This window comes from Promicromonospora noduliphila, assembly GCF_056951025.1.
In genome coordinates this window covers 5014891-5035578 of record NZ_CM167806.1, presented here as the reverse complement: position 1 = coordinate 5035578, position 20688 = coordinate 5014891, and the positions used below count along the sequence as shown (strand labels likewise).

Genomic DNA, 20688 nt, shown 5'->3' with positions numbered 1-20688 from the left:
GTTCCCGGGCTTGAGGTTCGGGGCCGAGGTTCTGGGCCGAGGTCAGGTCAGGTTGGTGACGGGCGCCCCGCCGCACGGGTTGTCGAGCTGGATCACGCCGAACGTCCAGCCCTTGCGCTTGTAGAGCACCGAGGGGCGCGACGTCTCCTTGTCGATGAACAGGTAGAAGTCGTGGCCCACCATCTCCATCTCGTAGACGGCGTCGTCGAGGGTCATCGGGTCGGCGTGGTGCAGCTTCTGGCGGATCACGACCGGCGAGTCGCCGATGGTGGTCTCCACGGAGTCGCCCGGCTCTGCCAGGGCCGCCGGGGCCGAGATCTGGGGCTCTGGCGCGTTGGTGGAGCCGCTGTCGGCGTCGGTCAGGATCTTGTCGAGGGGGCGGACGTCCACGGGGGCGAGCACCTGGTGGTTCCGGTGGTCCTTGCGACGGTCCCTGGCGCGGCGCAGTCGCTCGTTGAGCTTGTCGATGGCGAGGTCGAGGGCGCCGAAGCGGTCGTCCGCCGCCGCCTCGGCGCGGATCACCGGCCCCTTCGCGCGGAGCGTGAGCTCGACGCGCTCGCGATTCTCGGAAAGTCGCGGGTTGTTCTCGTGCGTGACCTCCACGTCCACCCGACGTACGTAGGGGGACAGGAGCTCGACCTTCGCGAGCTTGTCCTCGACGTGCTGGCGAAACCGGTCCGCCACGTCCGTGTGCCTGCCGACAACGACAATTTCCATGTGCGTAACTCCGCTCCTGGCGACACCGGGCTACGCCGTCCCTTGCCGGCGGCGCGCGCCCGTCCTCTACTCGGTATGGCACCCTCTGCCGGTGCCGGGCACGAACCACCTCCCGTCGCGTGGTGCCCCGACAACATCGTCGGGACTCGGATCCTGCGTGGGAGGTTCAGGCTAACTCCGTCGCCTGGGTAACGACAGTCCCAACTGTTAGTGAACGAGATGACACGGATGTGTCACACTCGGAGGTTCGGATCGGATTTTCACCCTGGCCCGGCGGCGGGCGCCCACGGTTCTCGGCCGCTCGCGCCGGCGGCGGTGTCGCTGCCAGCACCGTTGCCCCCAGGACGTCGTGCCCGGACCCTTCGAGGGCCCGCTCGACGGCCGCCAGCGTGGCGCCCGTCGTCAGGACGTCGTCCACAAGAATGCAGACGGATCTTTGTCCGAGAGCCCTTGTTCCATGTCTCGTCATGCGGACGGAGCCGGCGAGGTTGCGTCCACGGGCGCGGGCGCCGAGGCCGACCTGGTCCCGTACCGCACCGCGGCGGGCGAGCGCTGGCACCACGCGCGCGGGCACCCCGCCGTCGCGCAGGCCGGCGGCGACTGCCCGGGCCAGCACCAGCACGGGCTCGCGGCCGCGGGCCCGGCGCGCGGCGCCGGTCGAGGGCACGGGGACGACGGCGAGCGCGGCGTCGGTCGGTGTGGCGTCGGTCGGTGCGGCGGCGAGTCGGTCGGCGGCGAGCGGGTCGACCGTGAGTGGATCGTTGCCAGACGGGTGGCGGCGGGACGGGTGGCGGCCGGACGGGTGGCGGCGGGACGGGTGGCGCCCGGACGGGTGACGGCGGGACAGCGCCGCACCGTCCGGTGCGGCCCCGAGCGCGCGGGCGAGCAGGGGTGCGAGGCGGGCCGCCGCCCGCCGCAGCGCGGGCGCGAGCAGGCGGTCGAGGTCGGCCCGCCCGCGGTCCTTCCAGTGCACGACGACGTCGCGCACCGGCCCGGTGTAGGGCGTCAGCGCCCACACGGGGACGGGCGGGACGCCGTCGAGCCGGTCCAGGCGGGGCGCGCCGTGCTCGGCGCGCCGGGGCGGGCCGGCCAGGAGCGCGGCGCAGTCCGCGCACCAGGGCACGTCGAGCTCGCCGCACGGGCAGGCGACGGGGAGCAGCAGGCGGGCGAGCTCACGGAGGGGGCGCACCCCACCACCCTGGCGGACGGCGCGGCGGGCCGCTGCTTGTCCACAGGTCACGGCGGGATGGCAGGCTCGGGCCGAACCGCAAGATGGTCCTCGTCGGATGGGCCGAGCCGCAACGTGATTGTCCATCTGACCGCCGACAAACTGCTTTGCTGCGGTTCGCCGATCCGGAGCACACGTATGTTGCGGTTCGGCCCGCCCGAACGGCCAGCACCTTCCGGCTCGGGCTCGGCACTTCTCAGACCACCGCGAATCTCAGACCACCGCGAAGGGACCATCAACCTGCGTTTCGGCGTCAGCCGCGAGCCTGGTGACCCTCGCGGCCAGGCCACTGATCGGCTCGTACCCGCCGCGCGGACCGAGTGTCAGTGGCTCACGGCACGATGGGTCCGTGCAACCGATCTCCCTGTCCCTCGACCAGGCTCGCCGGGTCGCCGTCGCGGCCCAAGGCCTGCATCGCCCGCGTACCGACGGGCCGCGCACCATGCGGCACCTGCAGGCCGTGATCGACCGGCTCGGCCTGCTCCAGATCGACTCGGTGAACGTCCTCGCGCGGGCGCACCAGCTACCCCTGTTCGCCCGGCTGGGCCCGTACGACGTCGACCTGCTGGACCGGGCCACGGCGTCGGGCAAGCATGCCCGGCGGGCCGGGAAGCGCGCGGCGGCGGACCGCCGGCTCGTCGAGAGCTGGGCGCACGTGGCAGCTTACGTGCCGCCGCACGCCTGGCCGCTGCTGGCCTTCCGGCGCCGGTGGTTCGCCCAGGAGTACGACTGGGGCGAGCTGGACGGCGTGCGCCTGCCCGACGCGCCGCAGGTCAAGGAGGTGCGTGACCTGGTGGCGGCGGAGGGACCGGTCTCGGCCTCCCAGATCCACGACCGGTTCGTGTCCGAGGGGCGTTCGGTGCGCCGCAAACGGGGCACGTGGTGGGACTGGAGCACCGAGAAGCGCGTTGTCGAGCACCTGTTCTTCACGGGCGTCGTCGTCTCGGCGGGCCGCAACTCCCAGTTCGAGCGGCTGTACGACCTGCCGGAACGCGTGCTGCCGCCGTCGGCCCTCGTGGACGTGCCGGAGGTCGAGGCGAAGCGGACGCTGCTGGAGCTCGGCGCGCGGGCGCACGGCATCGGCCTGGCGCGCTGCATCAAGGACTACTACCGGCTCAGGGGGCCGGTCGCGGACCGGGCGCTCGCTGACCTCGTGGACGAGGGGGTGCTGCTGCCCGCACGCGTGGCCGGCGGGTCGGAGCGGTGGTTCCTGCACCGCGACGCCGTCCGGCCGCGCCGGGCCACGGGGCAGGCGCTGCTCGCGCCGTTCGACCCGCTGGTGTGGGAGCGCAAGCGCCTGGAGCGGCTGTTCGGGATGCGCTACCGGATCGGTATCTACACCCCGGCCGCCCAGCGCACCGACGGGTACTACGTGCTGCCGTTCCTGGAGGACTCGCAGCTCACCGCCCGGGTGGACCTCAAGGCGGACCGTGCGGCGGGCGTGCTGCGGGTGCAGTCCGCGCATGCCGAGCCCGTGCTGACCGCGGACACGCCGGAACGCCTCGCGGCCGAGCTCGCCGCCATGGCGCGCTGGCTCGGGCTCGACGGGGTGGCGGTCGAGGACAGGGGCACGCTTTCACCCGCTCTGCGCGCGGCGACCGCGATTTCCTGAAACACACGACAACTAAACTCATGGCATGGTCACGGCTGCGATCTTCCTGGTAACCACGGTCGCGGCCGGACTGGGCGCCGTGCTGCTCCGGCTGCCGCCGCTGGTGGGCTTCCTGGTGGCCGGGTTCGCACTCCACGCGGCCGGCCTCGCGGAGCCGGGCTACCTCGGGACGATCGCCGACCTCGGCGTGACGCTGCTGCTGTTCGGCATCGGGCTCAAGCTCGACATCAAGACGCTGCTGCGCAGGGACGTCTGGCTGACCACGGTGGCGCACCTCCTGGTCAGCGTCGCGATCGCCGTCGGGTTCCTCGGCCTGCTCGGCGTGATCGGGTTCTCGATGCTCGCCGGTGAGGGCCTCGGCGTCCTCGCGCTGCTCGGGCTCGCCCTGTCGTTCTCGTCCACGGTGTTCGTGGTCAAGGTGCTGGACGGCCGCTCCGACCAGTCGGCCCTCTACGGCCGGATCGCCATCGGTGTGCTGGTCATGCAGGACCTGATCGCCGTCGTCTTCCTCTCCGTGGCCTCCGACCACCCGCCGAGCCCGTGGGCGTTCGCGCTCGTGCTGCTCGTCCCGGGGGCCTGGCTGCTGCGCCAGGTGTGGTCCAGGGTGGGGCACGGCGAGCTGCAGGCGCTGTTCGGCGTCGCGGTGGCGCTCGGCCCCGGCTACGCGCTGTTCGACGCCGTGGGGCTCAAGGGCGACCTCGGCGCGCTCGTCATGGGCATGCTCCTGGCCGGCCACCCCGCCGCCACCGAGCTGTCGCGCAATCTGTTCACCGTCAAGGAGCTGCTGCTCGTCGGCTTCTTCGTGTCCATCGGCTTCTCCGGCGAGCTCACCTGGCAGGCCGGGGTGATCGGGCTGCTCCTGCTGCTCATGCTCCCGCTGCAGGGAATCGTCACGGCCGTGCTGCTGCGCCTGATGCGGCTGCGCAAGCGCACGGCCATCCTGACCGGGCTGGTGCTGGCCAACTACTCGGAGTTCGGCCTGATCGTCGTGGCGGTCGGCTCGGAGGCCGGCCTGCTGCACGACGAGTGGCTGGTCGTGCTCGCCGTCGCCGTGGCCGCGAGCTTCGTGCTCTCCTCCGCCGTCAACACCCGGGGCAACGAGTACGCGATGGCGCTCGCCAAGCGGTTCCCGTCCAAGCCCAACGAGTGGCTGCACCGCGAGGAGCGGCTCATCGACGTCTCCGGGGCCGAGGCGCTCGTGCTCGGCATGGGCCGCGTGGGCCGCGGCGCCGTCCGCCAGCTCCGGGAGGACTACGGCATGGACGTCGTGGGCGTCGAGCACGACCCGGCCCGCGTCACCGCCCTGCGCGACCAGGGCTTCACGGTGGTGCAGGCCGACGCGACCGACATCGAGTTCTGGGCCCGCGTGCGCAGCGCGGGCGCCGTCCGGCTCGCGATCCTCGCCATGCCGTTCCACGCGGCCAACCTCATCGCGCTGTCCCAGCTCCGCGCGAGCGGCTTCGAGGGCACGGTCGCCGCCATCGCGCGGTACGACGACGACGTGGCCGAGCTCGAGCGGCACGGCGCCGACGCGGTGTTCCACCTGTACGGGACGGCGGGCCTGGCGCTCGCCGACGAGGCGGCCGAGGCGGCGCTCGGGTACCAGACGGCCGAGCGAATGCGCGACGAGCAGGCCGGACGCCGAGCCGGGGAGGCCGGGCGTCGTGACGAGGAGCCAGGGAGCCAGGAGGAGCCCGGGAGCCAGGACGAGCCCGGGAGCCAGGACCAGGAGCCCGGGCGCCGGCCGGCGCCCGAGCCGGTCGCCAGCACGGTGCCCGACACGGCGTCGAGCAGCCCGCCGGAACTCGGCGAGGCCCGCTGACGTTATTCCTGGAGCGAACCTGTCGGACCGCTGTCGGCTACGGGGCCATCGGCCCAGGTTTACGGCCTACGATGGACGACGGCGAAACTTGACGACGACCTGGGAGAACCCGCGTGTCCATCCTCGACAAGGTCCTGCGCATCGGCGAAGGACGTGTCCTGAAGAAGCTGCACAACGTGGCTGAGCAGGTCAACCGCTTGGAGCCCAGCTTCGTCGAGCTGAGCGACACCGAGCTGCGCGAGGAGACCGCGCGCTTCAGGGAACGCCTGGAGCACGGCGCGACCCTTGACGAGCTCATGCCCGAGGCGTTCGCGGCGATCCGCGAGGCGGCCCGCCGCACGCTCGGCCAGCGGCACTTCGACGTCCAGATCATGGGCGGCGCGGCGCTGCACCTCGGCAACATCGCCGAGATGCGCACCGGTGAGGGCAAGACGCTGGTGGCGACCACCGCCGCGTACCTCAACGCGCTGACGGGCGACGGCGTGCACGTCATCACCACCAACGACTACCTGGCCAAGTACCAGGGTGACCTGATGGGCCGCGTGTTCCGGTTCATGGGCATGACCACCGGGGTGATCCTGTCGGGCCAGACCCCGGCGCAGCGCCGCGAGATGTACGCGGCGGACATCACCTACGGCACGAACAACGAGTTCGGCTTCGACTACCTGCGCGACAACATGGCCTGGTCCATGGACGACCTGGTGCAGCGCGGGCACAACTACGCCATCGTCGACGAGGTGGACTCGATCCTCATCGACGAGGCGCGTACGCCGCTGATCATCTCCGGCCCGGCCGCCGGTGACGCGAACCGCTGGTACACCGAGTTCGCCAAGGTCGTGCTCCGCCTGGTGCCCACGGTGGACTACGAGGTGGACGAGAAGAAGCGCACCGTCGGCGTGCTCGAGCCGGGCATCGCGAAGATCGAGGACTACCTCGGCATCGACAACCTCTACGAGTCGCTCAACACCCCGCTGATCGGGTTCCTGAACAACGCCATCAAGGCGAAGGAGCTGTTCAAGCGCGACAAGGACTACGTCGTGCTGAACGGCGAGGTGATGATCGTCGACGAGCACACCGGCCGTATCCTCGCCGGCCGCCGCTACAACGAGGGCATGCACCAGGCGATCGAGGCCAAGGAGGGGGTGGAGATCAAGGCGGAGAACCAGACGCTCGCCACGATCACCCTCCAGAACTACTTCCGCCTGTACAAGAAGCTCTCCGGCATGACCGGTACGGCCGAGACCGAGGCCGCGGAGTTCCAGGGCACGTACAAGCTCGGTGTGGTGCCGATCCCGACGAACAACCCGCCGCAGCGCATCGACCAGCCCGACCTCGTGTACAAGAACGAGGACGGCAAGTTCAACGCCGTGGTCGCGGACATCGTGGAGCGGCACGCCTACGGCCAGCCGGTCCTGGTGGGTACCACGAGCGTCGAGAAGTCGGAGCTCCTGAGCGCCAAGCTCAAGAAGGCCGGCGTGCCGCACAACGTGCTCAACGCCAAGGAGCACGAGCGCGAGGCGGCCGTCGTCGCGATGGCGGGCCGCAAGGGCGCCGTGACGGTCGCCACGAACATGGCGGGCCGCGGTACGGACATCATGCTCGGCGGCAACGCGGAGCACATCGCGGTGGCAGAGCTCGCCGAGCGCGGCCTCGACCCGGTGGAGACGCCGGAGGAGTACGAGGCGGCCTGGCCGGAGGCGCTGGAGAAGGCGAAGGCGCGCGTCGCCGCCGAGCACGACGAGGTCAAGGCGGCCGGCGGCCTGTACGTGCTCGGCACCGAGCGCCACGAGTCCCGCCGCATCGACAACCAGCTCCGCGGCCGTTCGGGCCGCCAGGGCGACCCGGGCGAGTCGCGGTTCTACCTGTCGATGCAAGACGACCTGATGCGCCTGTTCAACTCGGGCCTCGCTGAGTCGATGATGAACCGTGCCGGGTTCCCGGACGACATGCCGCTGGAGTCCAAGATGGTCACGCGCGGCATCATGTCCGCGCAGGGCCAGGTGGAGTCCCGCAACTTCGAGATCCGCAAGAACGTCCTCAAGTACGACGACGTCCTGTCCCGCCAGCGCACCGTCATCTACGCCGAGCGCCTGCGCGTGCTGGAGGGCGAGGACCTGCGCGAGCAGGTGCAGCACTTCCTCACGGACACCATCACGGACTACGTGACCAACGCGACGGCGGAGGGCACGCCGGAGCAGTGGGACCTGGACGCGCTGTGGACGGCACTCAAGGCCGTGTACCCCGTGTCCCTGACGCCGGAGGAGATCGCGGAGGAGGCCGGCGGGCTGGACCGGCTCAGCGGCGACATGCTGCTGGAGGAGATCCTGTCCGACGCGCGGGTCGCCTACGAGGCGCGCGAGGAGGAGCTCTCGCCCGCCGCCATGCGCCAGCTCGAGCGCCGCGTGGTGCTGTCCGTGCTGGACCGCAAGTGGCGCGAGCACCTCTACGAGATGGACTACCTCAAGGAGGGCATCGGGCTGCGCGCCATGGCCCAGCGCGACCCGCTGGTCGAGTACCAGCGCGAGGGCTTCCAGCTCTTCCAGGCCATGACCGACGCCATCAAGGAGGAGTCGGTCGGGTTCCTGTTCAACCTCGAGGTCACGGTCCAGCAGCCGGACGCCGAGCAGGCCGGCGAGGGCGGCTCGGAGCTGCCCGCCGTCGGACCGGTGCCGCCGCGTGGCCGCCTGGGCACGGGTCAGCCCGACGCGCCGCCCACCGCGCAGATCCCGGTGCTCCAGCCGGCGTCGGTGCCGCGGCAGGGTCAGCCCGGTCAGCCGCCGGCACCGCGGCCGCGCCGTGCGGCCGGCGCCGCGACGGAGCCGATCCTGCTCGCGAAGGGTCTCGACACCCCGAACCGGCAGCAGCCGCTGACCTACTCGGCCCCGAGCGAGGACGGTTCCGGCTCCGCGTTCATGCAGTCGCCGGACGGCGCCCGCCGTCGGGCCGCGCTGCACGGCGAGGCGACCTCCGCCGCGAGCGACGGCCGCACGTTCCCCGGTACGCCGCGCAACGCGCAGTGCCCGTGCGGCTCGGGCAAGAAGTACAAGGTCTGCCACGGCGTCAACGAGGCCTGACGACCCGCCGTCGGCTGAGGTGTCAGACCCTCAGGTCACCCCGCGTGACCTGAGGGTCTGACCCGTTCGTGGGCGACCGGTGCGCCGGGCAGCCGGACATTCCATGAGGTTTCCGGCGCCGGCCGTGAGACGGGCCCCTCGTGTGTCAGACGGTGCGGTTACCCTGATCGCAGACGTCCGGAACTCCCGTGTGGACCACCACCGGACCGGACCGTTTCCCCGAAGACGAAAGCAGGATCGCCGTGCCTGTTCCTGTCCCCGAGCCCGTCCCCGAGCCCGCACGCGGGCTGCGCGTCGCACTGCTCGGCTGTGGCGTCGTGGGCACGGAGGTGGCCCGCATCCTCCTGGAGCAGGGCACGGACCTGGCCGCCCGCGTGGGAGCGCCGCTGGAGCTCGCCGGGATCGCGGTCCGCGACGCGAGCCGTCCGCGCGACGGCGCGATCCCGGCTGACCTGCTGACCGAGGACGCGGAGTCGCTCGTGGACGGCGCGGACATCGTCATCGAGGTGATGGGCGGCATCGAGCCCGCGCGCGGCCTGCTGCTGCGGGCGATCGAGGGCGGGGCCGCCGTCGTCACCGCGAACAAGGCCCTGCTGGCCGCGGACGGTCCCACGCTCTACAAGGCCGCCGACTCCGCGGGGGTCGACATCTACTACGAGGCCGCCGTCGCCGGCGCCATCCCGATCGTGCGGCCGGTGCGCGAGTCGCTCGCGGGCGACCACGTGCGCCGCGTGCTGGGCATCGTGAACGGCACCACGAACTACGTGCTGGACCAGATGGCCACGAGCGGTCTCGACCTCGACCAGGCGGTCAAGCAGGCGCAGGAGCTCGGCTACGCCGAGGCGGACCCCACCGCCGACGTCGAGGGGTACGACGCGGCGGCGAAGGCCGCGATCCTCGCCAGCCTCGCCTTCCACACCCGGGTCTCGGCGGACGACGTCGCCCGCGAGGGCATCACCGCCGTCACGTCCGACGACGTCGCGTGGGCTGCCCGGACCGGCCATGCCGTGAAGCTGCTGGCCATCGCCGAGCAGACCGGTGAGGGCGTCTCGGTGCGCGTGCACCCGGCGCTGGTGCCGCTGGAGCACCCGCTGGCGGGCGTGAAGGGTGCGTTCAACGCGATCTTCGTCGAGGCGGACGCCGCCGGCCCGCTCATGTTCTACGGCCAGGGTGCCGGCGGCAGGCCCACGGCGTCGGCGGTGCTGGGCGACGCCGTCGCCGCGGCGCGCCACCGCGTGCTGGGCGGCAAGGGCCCGCAGGAGTCCACCTACGCGGCCCGCCCGCTGCTCCCGGCCGACGCCGCGGTGACGCGCTACCAGGTCCGCCTGCTCGTCGTGGACCTGCCGGGTGTGCTCGCCCAGGTCGCCGGCGTGGTGGGCGACCACGGCGTGTCGATCGACACCGTGCGCCAGACTGGTCCCTCCGAGGGCACGGCAGAGCTGCTCCTGACCACCCATGCCGCCCGCGAGGCGTCGCTGGCCGCCACCATCGCGGCGGTGCGCACGCTCGAACCGGTCCGCGAGATCACGTCCGTCCTGAGAGTCGAAGGCTGAACCCGTGCCTCCTGTGCTGCCCGCTGAACCGAACGTCCCGTCCGCCGCCTCCGGCGCGGCTCCCGCCTCTGGTGCGGCTCCCGCACCGGGTGCGTCTCCCGCTCTGGGTGCGGCCGCGGCTCCCGCGTCCCGCCTCTGGCGCGGCGTGATCGCCGAGTACGCCGACCGCCTGCCCGCTCATGTGCAGCAGACGGTCGTGACGCTGGGCGAGGGCGGCACGCCGCTGGTCCCGGCTCCCGCGCTGTCCGAGCGCACGGGCGCCGAGGTCTACGTCAAGGTCGAGGGCATGAACCCGACCGGCTCGTTCAAGGACCGCGGCATGACCACCGCGATCTCCGCGGCGGCCGGGCGCGGCGCCCAGGCCGTGGTGTGCGCGTCGACGGGCAACACGTCGGCGTCGGCCGCCGCCTACGCGACGCGTGCGGGCATGGTCTGCGCCGTGCTCGTGCCGGACGGCAAGATCGCCATGGGCAAGCTGAGCCAGGCGGTGGCGCACGGCGCGCGCCTGCTGCAGGTGGACGGCAACTTCGACGACTGCCTGGTGGCGGCCCGCAAGCTCGCGGACACCCACCCGGTCGAGCTCGTGAACTCGGTGAACCCGGACCGCATCGAGGGGCAGAAGACCGCCGCGTTCGAGATCGTGGACGCGCTCGGCGACGCACCGGACATCCACCTGCTGCCCGTCGGCAACGCCGGGAATATCACGGCCTACTGGAAGGGTTACACCGAGTACGCAGAGGCCGGGGTCGCGAGCAAGGCGCCCGTGATGTGGGGCTTCCAGGCCGCCGGCGCCGCCCCGATCGTCAAGGGGCACCCGGTCGACGAGCCCGACACCATCGCCACCGCGATCCGCATCGGCAACCCCGCGTCCTGGGAGCAGGCCGAGCAGGCGAGGGACTCGTCCGGCGGCGTCATCGAGGCCGTGACGGACGAGCAGATCCTCGCGGCGCACCGGATCCTGTCGGCCGAGGTGGGCGTGTTCGTCGAGCCGGCGTCCGCTGCGGGCGTCGCGGGCCTCCTGGCCCGCCACGAGCGCGGCTTGGTGCCCGCGGGGGCGCGCATCACGATCACCGTGACCGGCCACGGTCTCAAGGACCCGGGCTGGGCGCTGCGGACCCCCGACGGCGGCGAGGTGGAGCCCGTGCGGGTGTCCGCCGACGTCGTGTCGATCGCCGACGCTCTGTCACTCTGATGCAGCTCGGCGCCGACCACGTGCGGGTCCGGGTGCCCGCCACCAGCGCGAACCTTGGGCCGGGCTTCGACTCGCTCGGCCTGGCCCTCGCCCTGTACGACGAGGTCGAGGTGCGCCTGGTCGCCCGTGACGAGGTAGAGGTAGAGGTCGACGGCGAAGGTGCGGGGGAGGTCCCGCTGGGGGAGGAGCACCTGGTGGTGCGCGCCCTGCGCCGCACCATGGACCTGGCTGGCGCCGTGCCCACCGGCATCCACATGACGTGCCACAACGTGATCCCGCACGGCAGGGGGCTGGGATCGTCGTCGGCCGCCGTGGTGGCGGGGATCGTGGCGGCGCGCGCCCTGCTGGCCGACCCGCGCGCGATCGACGCCGCCACGGTGCTGGCGCTGGCCACGGAGTTCGAGGGGCATCCGGACAACGCGGCGCCCGCCATCCAGGGCGGCGCCACGGTTGCCTGGACCACCGACGACGGCCCGCGCGCGGTCGGGCTGGACGTCGACCCGGCGATCGAGGCCACCGTGCTGGTCCCCGACGCCCGGCTCGCCACTGCTCGGGCGCGGGCGGCTCTGCCCGCCCGGGTGTCGCACGGCGACGCCGCCTTCACCGCCGGCCGCGCGGCCCTGCTGGTGGAGGCGCTGGCCCGGCGCCCGGAGCTGCTGTTCGACGCGACGGAGGACCGGCTGCACCAGTCGTACCGCACGGCGGTGCTGGGGGCGTCCAGCGAGCTGCTGCGCGCCCTGCGCGCCGAGGGCGTTCCCGCTACCATCTCGGGCGCGGGGCCGACCGTCCTGGTCCTCGCGGGGCCCGAGCACCGGGCCCGGCGGGACGCCGTCCTGGCCGAGCTGGTGGACGAGACGGCGGGCTGGCAGCGGCTGAGCCCCGAGATCGACATGACAGGTGCACGTGCCCGAAGGATGACCGGAAACACCGGTGCGCTATCGTCCGGCTCGTCAGGTGCAAACGGGCCGCATGTCGTACCAGGATCGCCGGCAGTACGGGGTGGTAGTATGCAATGAACCTTCGGGATCGCACGTCCTGAGCCATTCGGCAGAGTCTCGTCAGTGCAGGGTTCCCATCCAGCAGAGTCTCAGCCGCTCAGCCGTGCCCGTAGCAGGCCGTCAAGCAGGCGGCCACCGCATCTCGCGAGAAGGCAGACAACGCCCCCGTCCGCCGTCGTCGTCGTACCACTGATGCGAGGTTTTTCGCGTTCTGGCCGCATCGTGCCGGGCGCCCACTATCCCGCGGCCCGCGATAGGCGATCAGCCGCAGTTCGAGGGGGAAGGGTCCTTCGTGACAGACACCACTGATAACGCTCAGTCAGCCACCGGCCGTGCGGCCGGGACCGGAGCACTGAGCAGCATGCGCCTCGCCGAGCTCCAGGCACTCGCCGGAGACCTGGGCGTGAAGGGCACCTCCAGGATGCGCAAGAGCGACCTCGTGGACACCATCCGCGAGAAGACGGGGGGCGCGACGAAGCGCTCGGACCGTGCCGCTTCCGTCCAGGAGCAGCTCACCACCGACAAGCCTGCCCGTTCCGAGGCGCCGGTCGCCGCCGCCGAGGTCACCACCCCGGGCGTGCGCGCCGACGCGAGCACGGACGCCGACAAGGCCGCCCGCCTCGCCGAGCTCGCCGAGGCCGTAGCGGCCCCGCGCGAGCAGAACGGCGGACGCCGCGCCGGCCGCGGCCAGGGTGCCCCGGACGGGACCACCGACAAGGCCGCCGACGAGAAGGGCCGCAGCGCGCAGTCCGGCGGTCGGCAGAACGACCGGAACGGCCGCGGCGGCGACCGCACGGCCGACCGGAACGCCGACCGGGCCGAGCGCGGCAACGGCCGCAACGCCGAGCGGAACAACGACCGCAACAACGATCTGGACGAGGACCGCGGCTCGCGCCGCCGTCGTGGCCGCGACCGGGGCCGGGACCGCAAGCGCGGCCGCGGCCGCCAGGGGCCGGACGTCGCGGGTCTCGAGAACGTCGAGGTGCGCGAGGACGACGTGCTGCTGCCCGTCGCCGGCATCCTGGACATCCTCGACAACTACGCGTTCGTGCGGACGTCGGGCTACCTGCCCGGCAACAACGACGTCTACGTGTCGCTGAACCAGGTCAAGAAGTCCGGCCTGCGCCGCGGCGACGCCGTCGTCGGTGCCGTGCGCCAGCCGCGCGAGGGCGAGGAGCCGCCGCAGCAGCAGAGCGGGCGCAACGCAAAGGTCAACAAGTTCAACGCCCTGGTGCGCCTGGACTCGGTGAACGGCATGACGCCGGAGGAGGCGCGCGAGCGCCCCGAGTTCACCAAGCTGACGCCGCTGTACCCGCAGGAGCGCCTGCGCCTGGAGAACCCCGAGGCGACCAAGCTCACGCCGCGTGTGATCGACATCGTCGCGCCGATCGGCAAGGGCCAGCGCGGCCTCATCGTCGCGCCGCCCAAGGCCGGCAAGACGCTGATGATGCAGCAGATCGCCAACGCGATCACCACCAACAACCCTGAGGTCCACCTCATGGTCGTGCTGGTGGACGAGCGCCCGGAAGAGGTCACCGACTTCGAGCGCTCGGTCAAGGGCGAGGTCATCTCCTCGACCTTCGACCGGCACGCCTCGGACCACACGCTGGTCGCCGAGCTCGCTATCGAGCGGGCCAAGCGCCTCGTGGAGCTGGGCCAGGACGTCGTGGTGCTGCTCGACGGCATCACCCGCCTGTCGCGCGCCTACAACCTGGCCGCCCCGGCGTCGGGCCGCATCCTGTCCGGTGGTGTGGACGCCGCCGCGCTCTACCCGCCCAAGAAGTTCTTCGGCGCCGCCCGCAACATCGAGGACGGCGGCTCGCTCACCATCCTCGCCACGGCGCTGGTCGAGACCGGCTCGAAGATGGACGAGGTGATCTTCGAGGAGTTCAAGGGCACCGGCAACATGGAGCTGCGCCTGTCGCGGTCCCTGGCCGAGAAGCGCATCTTCCCGGCGATCGACGTCAACAGCTCGAGCACCCGGCGCGAGGAGATCCTCATGTCGAAGGACGAGCTCGCCATCGTCTACAAGCTGCGCCGCGTCATGGGCGCGCTCGACCAGACGCAGGCCGCCGAGCTGCTGCTCGGGCAGCTCAAGAAGACCAAGACCAACGTCGAGTTCCTGCTGCACGTGCAGAAGACGACGCCGGGTGGTCTCACGGAGGACGAGAACGTCGGCGAGACTGTCTGAAAGACAGAAGTCACACCCGCCTCTCCCACCCCACGGGCGAGGTCGTGGCAGAATAATGGGCTGGCTCGCTGGTTCACGGCCTGCGTACCGCAGGGCGACCCAGCGGCATCACACCAAGGAGCAACATGAGGTCCGGTATCCACCCCGAGTACGTCGTCACGCAGGTCACCTGCACCTGTGGTAACACCTTCACGACGCGTAGCACCGAGACGTCCGGCAAGATCAACGCCGACGTCTGCAGCGCCTGCCACCCGTTCTACACGGGCAAGCAGAAGATCATGGACACCGGTGGCCGCGTGGCCCGGTTCCAGCAGCGCTACGGCAAGAAGGCCGCCGACAAGTAGCGACTCCGCAGCGCCGGTGGTCCGGCCCGACAACCTCTCCAGGGGCAGTCGGGAGCCGGATCACCGGCGCTGTTGCTTTGCCCAGCTGTTGTTCGCCTATACCCCCGTCGAGCACCGGACCTTCGCCCTCCCGCCGCTGGCAGGGCGAAGGACCAGCACTCGACGACCGCCGTCCATGGGAGAGACCGTGACCGAGTCGTTCGCCGCCGTCGGACCGCTGCTCAGCGAGCATGCCGAGATCGAGGCGGCGCTGGCGGACCCCGCCGTCCACGCGGACGCGGGCCGCGCCCGCACGCTCGGGCGGCGGTACGCGGAGCTGAACCAGGTGGTGGGCGCCTACCGCGCGTGGGAGCAGGCGCGCGACGACGCCGCGGCCGCCGCCGAGCTGGCCGCCGACGACGCCTCGTTCGCCGAGGAGCTGCCGAGCCTCAAGGAGGCCGAGGCGGCCGCCGAGGAGAAGCTGCGGCGCGTGCTGGTCCCGCGCGACCCCGACGACGGCCGCGACGTGATCCTCGAGATCAAGGCGGGCGAGGGGGGCGCGGAGTCCGCGCTGTTCGCGGGCGACCTGCTGCGCATGTACCTGCGGTACGCGGAGCAGCGCGGCTGGTCCACGCAGCTCCTTGAGGCGACGGAGTCCGACCTGGGCGGGTACAAGGACGTGCAGGTCGCCATCAAGGCCAAGAATGTCCAGGGCCCGGAGGACGGCGTCTGGCACAGCCTCAAGTACGAGGGCGGCGTGCACCGCGTGCAGCGCGTGCCGGTCACGGAGTCGCAGGGCCGCATCCACACGTCGGCGGCGGGTGTGCTCGTGTTCCCGGAGGTCGACGACCCGGGGGAGCTGGAGATCGACCAGAACGACCTGCGGATCGACGTCTACCGGTCTTCCGGCCCTGGCGGGCAGTCCGTGAACACCACCGACTCCGCCGTGCGCATCACGCACCTGCCCACCGGCATCGTCGTCTCGATGCAGAACGAGAAGTCGCAGCTCCAGAACCGCGAGCAGGCGATGCGCGTGCTGCGCGCCCGGCTGCTCGCCGCGCAGGCAGAGGCCGCGGCCGCCGAGGCGGCGGATCTGCGCCGCTCGCAGGTGCGCACTGTGGACCGCTCCGAGCGGATCCGCACGTACAACTTTCCCGAGAACCGGATCGCCGACCACCGCACCGGGTACAAGGCGTACAACCTCGACCAGGTGCTGGACGGCGAGCTGGACCCGGTGGTGCGGTCCGCGATCGACGCCGACGAGGCGGCGCGGCTCGCGGCGGCCTCCGGTGCCTGACGGCGTCGTCGTCCCTCGTGCCGGCGTCGTCCGCCGTACCGGCTTCGTATTGCCCGGCTTCGTATTGCCTGTCGGGGTAGCCGCGCGGCAGGCTTCTGTCGTGGTGGGAGGAAAGCAGTGAGCGCGGAGCTGTTGAAGTGGGCCCACGAGGAGCTGGCCGACGCCGGGGTCGGGTCGCCTCAGGCCGATGCCGAGACGCTGCTGGCGCATGCGCTCGGGGTGGACAGGGGAGAGCTGCGGCGCCGGCTCGTGCTGGGCCGCGAGGTGTCCGACGACGTCGCGCGCGCCTACGCGGGCCTGATCGCCCGCCGGGCGGCGCGCGAGCCCCTGCAGCACCTGACGGGTGTCGCACCGTTCCGGCACCTGGAGCTGGCCGTCGGGCCGGGGGTCTTCGTGCCGCGGCCCGAGACCGAGGAGGTCGCCCAGGTGGCGATCGACGAGGCGGCGAGGATCGTCGGCGACCGGGGCGGTGCGGGCGCGATAGTCGTCGACCTGTGCACCGGGTCCGGGGCCATCGCGCTGGCCGTCGCCACGGAGGTGCCCGGCGCGCGCGTGCACGCCGTCGAGCTGGACAAGGACGCCCACGCCTGGGCGGAGCGCAACGTCGACGCGCTGAGCGCCGTGGCGGCGGGCCTGGACCCGGACGCCACGCCCGAGACGCCGCCGGAGCGGATCGTGCGGCTCGTCAAGGGCGACGCCCGCACCGCGCTGTACGGGCTCGACGGGACTGCCGACGTCGTCGTGTCGAACCCGCCGTACGTGCCGTCCGACGCCGTGCCGGTGGACCCGGAGGTCGCCGAACACGACCCGGCCGTCGCGCTGTACGGGCTGGGGCCGGACGGGCTGGAGGTGCCGCGCGGCATCACCGCGGCGGCTGCGCGGCTGCTGCGGCCCGGCGGGCTCTACGTCATGGAGCACGCGGAGGTCCAGGCCGAGGCGGCGCGCGACATGGTCGCGGCGGCCCGCGACGTCGAGGGGCGGCTCGCGTTCGGGGAGCCCGAGACGCGCAAGGACCTCACGGGCCGGGCCCGGATGGTCGTCGCGCGCCGCCTGGCTTGATCGTCGCGCAAGAGTTCATGGGGTCGCCGGGGGCATTTTCGGGTGCAGCGGGGCATTTTCGAGGGCGGCTGAGCATTTTCGGGGGCATATCTGTCGGCAGTCGGGCATCTCCGTTGCTACCGTGAAAGCATGAGCGCCGTACCGGACTGGATGCGCCCTCCACGCGAGGAGGGCTGGCTCGCGGACGACCTGGACAACGTCCCCGAGGCTCCGCGGCACACCGAACTGATCGACGGAGCGCTCGTATTCATGATGTCCCCACAGCGCACGTGGCACGGCCGCGTGATTCTCTCTGTGTGGCAGTACCTCGACCGGCAGGCCCCCGACGGGGTGAACGTGGAGACCGAGATGACCGTTCGGCTCGACGAGCACAATCGTCCTGAGCCGGACGTCGTGGTGACAACGGCCGCCTTGGACCCGGACCGCACGTGGCATGCCCCGGACGACGTGCTGCTCGTCGTCGAGGTGGTCTCGCCCGAGTCGGAGCACCGCGACCGTACGGTCAAGCACCGCAAGTACGCCGAGGCCGGCATCCCCGGCTACTGGCGGGTGGAGAACGAGAGCGGCGTCAACACGGTCCACGTCTACGAGCTGGACTCCGCTACGAGCGCCTATGTGGCCACGGGAATCTTCCGCGAGGATCTCAAGCTCGACCGGCCGTTCCACATCGAGTTCGACGTGCGGAACCTGTTTCCCTGAGGGATTGCCCGCTGCCATCGGGCAGGTTTCGCCGTCGCGCGCCGCTTGACTCCCGGATCGTGAAAGACTGGTCCGCGTGAGTGTGCCTGTGCATCCCGTGCTCGACGCCACCGACCCGCAGACCTGGGGCCCCGCCATCGACGAGGCGGTCAATGCGATCTCCCGCGGTGGCCTCGTGGTCCTGCCCACCGACACCGTGTACGGCATCGCCGCCGACGCGTTCGACGAGGACGCCGTAGCCGCGCTGCTGGCGGCCAAGGGCCGCGGCCGGCAGATGCCGCCGCCCGTCCTGGTGGGGGAGGTCGCGACCCTCGACGGTCTGGCCACCGACGTGCCCGATGACGCCCGCCGGCTCGTCGAGGCCTTCTGGCCCGGCGGCTTCACGATCATCCTGCGCGCGCAGCCGTCGCTGCAGTGGGACCTCGGCGACACGGGCGGCACCGTCGCCCTGCGCATGCCGGACCACCCGGCGGCGCTCGCCCTGCTCAAGCGCACCGGCCCGCTGGCCGTGTCGAGCGCCAACAAGTCGGGCAGCCCCGCCGCGCAGGACGTCGAGGACGCCGCGCAGCAGCTCGGCGGTTCCGTCGCCGTCTACCTGGACGGGGGCCGAGCGCCGGGCGGCGTCGCCTCCACCATCGTGGACGCCACCGGCCCGGAGCTGCGCGTGGTCCGGGAGGGCGCGGTGCCGCTGGACGCGCTGCGCGAGGTCGTCGACGTCGAGGGGCCCCGCGTACCGCCGGAGAGCGGCCCCGTACCGCCGGAGGGCGGCCCCGTACCGCCGGAGGGCGGCCCGGGCGTGCCCCCCGCCGACCCGAGCCGGCCCTCGGCCGGCACCGCGGAGGACGACGAGTGAGGGTGTACCTGCTCCTGATGCTCGTGGCCGCCGCGGTCACGTTCCTGACCACGCCCTTCGCCCGCTGGGTCGCGCTCAAGACCTCCGCCATCTCCGCCGTGCGCGCCCGCGACGTGCACTCCGTGCCCACGCCCCGCCTCGGCGGGCTGGCCATGCTCATCGGCATCGTCGGGTCGGTGCTGCTGGCCTCCCAGATGCCGTTCCTGTCCGGGGTCTTCGAGGACCGCCAGGCGTGGGGCATCGTGGGCGGCGCCGCGATCGTGTGCGCGCTGGGCTGGGCCGACGACAAGTGGGACCTCGACTGGGTCACCAAGCTCGCCGGCCAGGTGCTGGCCGCGGGGTTCATGGCCCTCCAAGGCGTCCAGCTCATCACGCTGCCGATCGCCGGGACGACCATCCCGTCGTCGCGCATGTCGCTCGTGGTGACCGTCCTGGTGGTGGTCATCGCGATGAACGCGGTGAACTTCGTGGACGGCCTGGACGGCCTGGCAGCGGGCATCGTCGCGATCGGCGGGGCCGCGTTCTTCCTGTACGCCTATGGGCTCACGGCGGAGGCGACCCCGGAGAACTACGCCAGCCTCGCGTCGCTGATGCTCGCGGTCCTGGTCGGCGTGTGCATCGGGTTCCTGCCGCACAACTTCTTCCCCGCGCACATCTTCATGGGTGACGCCGGATCCATGCTGATCGGCCTCGTCATGGCCGGCGCGGCGATCACCGTGACCGGCAACGTCGACCCGGCCGTCATGACGGGTGCGCAGGCGCTGCCCGCGTTCATCCCGCTGCTGCTGCCCGTCGCTGTGCTCATGCTGCCGCTGCTCGACATGGGTCTCGCAGTGATCCGGCGGCTGGCCGCGGGCAAGTCGCCCATGGCACCCGACCGCATGCACCTGCACCACCGCATGCTGGCCCTCGGCCACTCCCACCGCCGCGCCGTGGTGATCCTCTACGTGTGGACCGCCGTCTTCGCGTTCAGCGCGGCGGCGCTCGTGCAGTGGGAGTGGCGGATCGTGCTGGTCTGGACCACGGTGTTCGTCGTCCTCGCGCTGCTGGCCACCCTCGGCCCGCTGCGCCACCGCGGCCGGTTCCTGGACGACGACGTGGCGCTCTCTGGCCAGACGCCGAAGGTTCCTGCTCCCGCCGGTGCGCCGGTGGGGGGCGTCGTCGCGCAGAGCGCCACTTCCGAGAGTGCCGCTGCCAAGACAGCCGCCATCAAGACCGCTGCCACCGAGACCGCCGCCGTCAAGACCGGCGCCACCAAGACCGGCGCCACCAAGACCACTGCCAGGACCAAGGAGACCGTCGAATGACCGACCAGGCGCCCGACGCCCCCGACACCTCTGCCGACGACGCCCCCGATGCCTCGGCCGCGTCGCGGATCGCCGCCGAGCGGACTGTTGCCGAGCGGACTGTCGCAGAGCGGACCGTGCTGCGCACCGCCCTGCGGGACGGACTGTTCCTCGTGGCGGGGCTCGCCGTCCTCGGCTCGGTGGTCGGATTCTTCGTCGCCGCCCTGCCAGGTCTGTGGGGCGCGCTGATCGGCGCGGCCCTCGCCGCGTTCTTCTGCGGGACCACCGTGTGGTCGATGCTCTACACGGTCGGCAAGGGTGCCACCACGATGGGCGCCGTGGTGATGGGGAGCTGGCTCGCCAAGATGGTGGTGCTCATCGTCGTCCTGGTGGTCCTCACCCAGTTCGACTTCTACGACCGCGTGGTCCTGTTCTTGGTGCTGCTGATCGGCGCGGTGGGCTCGGCCCTGCTCGACTACCGCGCGGTCAAGGGCGGGCGGATCCCCTACGTCCAGCCCGGCGTCCAGCCCGGCTCCGAGGCCTGAGGGCAGGCCTTGGGCGGCCGGCGACCCGCCGAGGGGTTGCGCAATATGTCACAAGGGGCCGCGCACTGCGGTTCCACGGCCAAAACCGCACGGGACATAGGTTAGGCTTACGACGAATCCATGACGGCCAGGCCCGACGGCGCGCCCGTTCCGCCACCTTGCGGAGACGCGCGCGGGGCCTAATGACCACCTGGGAGTCCTCCTGTCCACGTATGCGACGTCCGCCATCCTCGCCGCCG

The 20688-nt window shown here is 72.0% G+C and carries 16 protein-coding genes and 1 pseudogene; 15 read left to right on the top strand and 2 right to left on the bottom strand.

Features of this window, described 5'->3' with window-relative positions:
- Positions 1-42 precede the first annotated feature (42 nt).
- Both hpf and AC0QU1_RS21945 read right to left on the bottom strand, forming a co-directional pair.
- Positions 43-717 (bottom strand): ribosome hibernation-promoting factor, HPF/YfiA family, encoded by a 675-nt coding sequence (gene hpf, locus AC0QU1_RS21950; RefSeq protein WP_483572439.1) that lies wholly within the window; start codon positions 715-717, stop codon positions 43-45.
- 166 nt (positions 718-883) lie between these two features.
- A complete protein-coding gene (locus tag AC0QU1_RS21945; protein WP_483572438.1) occupies positions 884-1906 on the bottom strand; it encodes a ComF family protein in 1023 nt (340 codons plus the stop codon).
- Between the two features lie 388 nt (positions 1907-2294).
- Between AC0QU1_RS21945 and AC0QU1_RS21940 the strand changes: the two genes are divergently transcribed.
- The 15 genes and pseudogenes from AC0QU1_RS21940 (at position 2295) to AC0QU1_RS21870 (ending at position 20449) form a co-directional block, all read left to right on the top strand.
- Positions 2295-3557 (top strand): winged helix-turn-helix domain-containing protein, encoded by a 1263-nt coding sequence (locus AC0QU1_RS21940; protein ID WP_483572436.1) that lies wholly within the window; start codon positions 2295-2297, stop codon positions 3555-3557.
- 25 nt (positions 3558-3582) lie between these two features.
- Positions 3583-5379, top strand: coding sequence for a cation:proton antiporter domain-containing protein (locus AC0QU1_RS21935; protein ID WP_483572434.1), 1797 nt, complete (start codon positions 3583-3585; stop codon positions 5377-5379).
- Positions 5380-5492: 113 nt separating this feature from the next.
- Positions 5493-7985, top strand: a pseudogene (gene secA, locus AC0QU1_RS21930) (preprotein translocase subunit SecA); the annotation flags it as partial.
- A gap of 306 nt (positions 7986-8291) precedes the next feature.
- A complete protein-coding gene (locus AC0QU1_RS21925) occupies positions 8292-8453 on the top strand; it encodes an SEC-C metal-binding domain-containing protein (protein ID WP_483616564.1) in 162 nt (53 codons plus the stop codon).
- Between the two features lie 242 nt (positions 8454-8695).
- Positions 8696-10006 (top strand): homoserine dehydrogenase, encoded by a 1311-nt coding sequence (locus AC0QU1_RS21920; protein ID WP_483572431.1) that lies wholly within the window; start codon positions 8696-8698, stop codon positions 10004-10006.
- A gap of 103 nt (positions 10007-10109) precedes the next feature.
- Positions 10110-11198 (top strand): threonine synthase, encoded by a 1089-nt coding sequence (thrC, locus tag AC0QU1_RS21915; RefSeq protein WP_483576771.1) that lies wholly within the window; start codon positions 10110-10112, stop codon positions 11196-11198.
- Positions 11198-12214, top strand: a complete 1017-nt coding sequence (gene thrB, locus AC0QU1_RS21910; protein WP_483572430.1) for a homoserine kinase — start codon at positions 11198-11200, stop codon at positions 12212-12214. Before thrC ends, thrB begins: the two co-directional genes overlap by 1 nt.
- 343 nt (positions 12215-12557) lie before the next feature.
- Positions 12558-14387: a transcription termination factor Rho gene (gene rho, locus AC0QU1_RS21905; RefSeq protein WP_483576770.1), complete on the top strand. Its 1830-nt coding sequence runs from the start codon at positions 12558-12560 to the stop codon at positions 14385-14387.
- Between the two features lie 125 nt (positions 14388-14512).
- Entirely contained in the window at positions 14513-14731 is a 219-nt protein-coding gene (gene rpmE / locus AC0QU1_RS21900; RefSeq protein ID WP_483572429.1) for a 50S ribosomal protein L31, read from the top strand.
- A gap of 187 nt (positions 14732-14918) precedes the next feature.
- Positions 14919-16007, top strand: coding sequence for a peptide chain release factor 1 (gene prfA, locus AC0QU1_RS21895; RefSeq protein ID WP_483572428.1), 1089 nt, complete (start codon positions 14919-14921; stop codon positions 16005-16007).
- A 117-nt stretch (positions 16008-16124) separates the two neighbouring features.
- Positions 16125-17066: a peptide chain release factor N(5)-glutamine methyltransferase gene (gene prmC / locus AC0QU1_RS21890; protein ID WP_483572427.1), complete on the top strand. Its 942-nt coding sequence runs from the start codon at positions 16125-16127 to the stop codon at positions 17064-17066.
- 129 nt (positions 17067-17195) lie between these two features.
- The gene (locus tag AC0QU1_RS21885) at positions 17196-17765 is read left to right on the top strand and encodes a Uma2 family endonuclease (RefSeq protein WP_483572425.1); all 570 of its coding nucleotides are present in this window, start codon (positions 17196-17198) and stop codon (positions 17763-17765) included.
- Positions 17766-17841: 76 nt separating this feature from the next.
- Positions 17842-18618 carry an L-threonylcarbamoyladenylate synthase gene (locus tag AC0QU1_RS21880; RefSeq protein WP_483572424.1) on the top strand — a complete coding sequence of 259 codons (777 nt, stop codon included), beginning with the start codon at positions 17842-17844 and terminating at the stop codon, positions 18616-18618.
- Positions 18615-19925 carry an MraY family glycosyltransferase gene (locus tag AC0QU1_RS21875; protein WP_483572422.1) on the top strand — a complete coding sequence of 437 codons (1311 nt, stop codon included), beginning with the start codon at positions 18615-18617 and terminating at the stop codon, positions 19923-19925. The genes AC0QU1_RS21880 and AC0QU1_RS21875 overlap by 4 nt, the downstream gene beginning before the upstream one ends.
- Positions 19922-20449: a Cg1360 family ATP-synthase-associated protein gene (locus AC0QU1_RS21870; protein ID WP_483572421.1), complete on the top strand. Its 528-nt coding sequence runs from the start codon at positions 19922-19924 to the stop codon at positions 20447-20449. The genes AC0QU1_RS21875 and AC0QU1_RS21870 overlap by 4 nt, the downstream gene beginning before the upstream one ends.
- Positions 20450-20688: the final 239 nt, after the last annotated feature.

Coding starts and splice junctions, on each gene's coding strand:
- rho (WP_483576770.1), top strand. CDS start 12,558: ATGCGCCTCGCCGAGCTCCAGGCACTCGCCGGAGACCTGGGCGTGAAG.
- AC0QU1_RS21935 (WP_483572434.1), top strand. CDS start 3,583: ATGGTCACGGCTGCGATCTTCCTGGTAACCACGGTCGCGGCCGGACTG.
- AC0QU1_RS21925 (WP_483616564.1), top strand. CDS start 8,292: ATGCAGTCGCCGGACGGCGCCCGCCGTCGGGCCGCGCTGCACGGCGAG.
- thrB (WP_483572430.1), top strand. CDS start 11,198: ATGCAGCTCGGCGCCGACCACGTGCGGGTCCGGGTGCCCGCCACCAGC.
- hpf (WP_483572439.1), bottom strand. CDS start 717: ATGGAAATTGTCGTTGTCGGCAGGCACACGGACGTGGCGGACCGGTTT.
- rpmE (WP_483572429.1), top strand. CDS start 14,513: ATGAGGTCCGGTATCCACCCCGAGTACGTCGTCACGCAGGTCACCTGC.
- AC0QU1_RS21870 (WP_483572421.1), top strand. CDS start 19,922: ATGACCGACCAGGCGCCCGACGCCCCCGACACCTCTGCCGACGACGCC.
- AC0QU1_RS21885 (WP_483572425.1), top strand. CDS start 17,196: ATGAGCGCCGTACCGGACTGGATGCGCCCTCCACGCGAGGAGGGCTGG.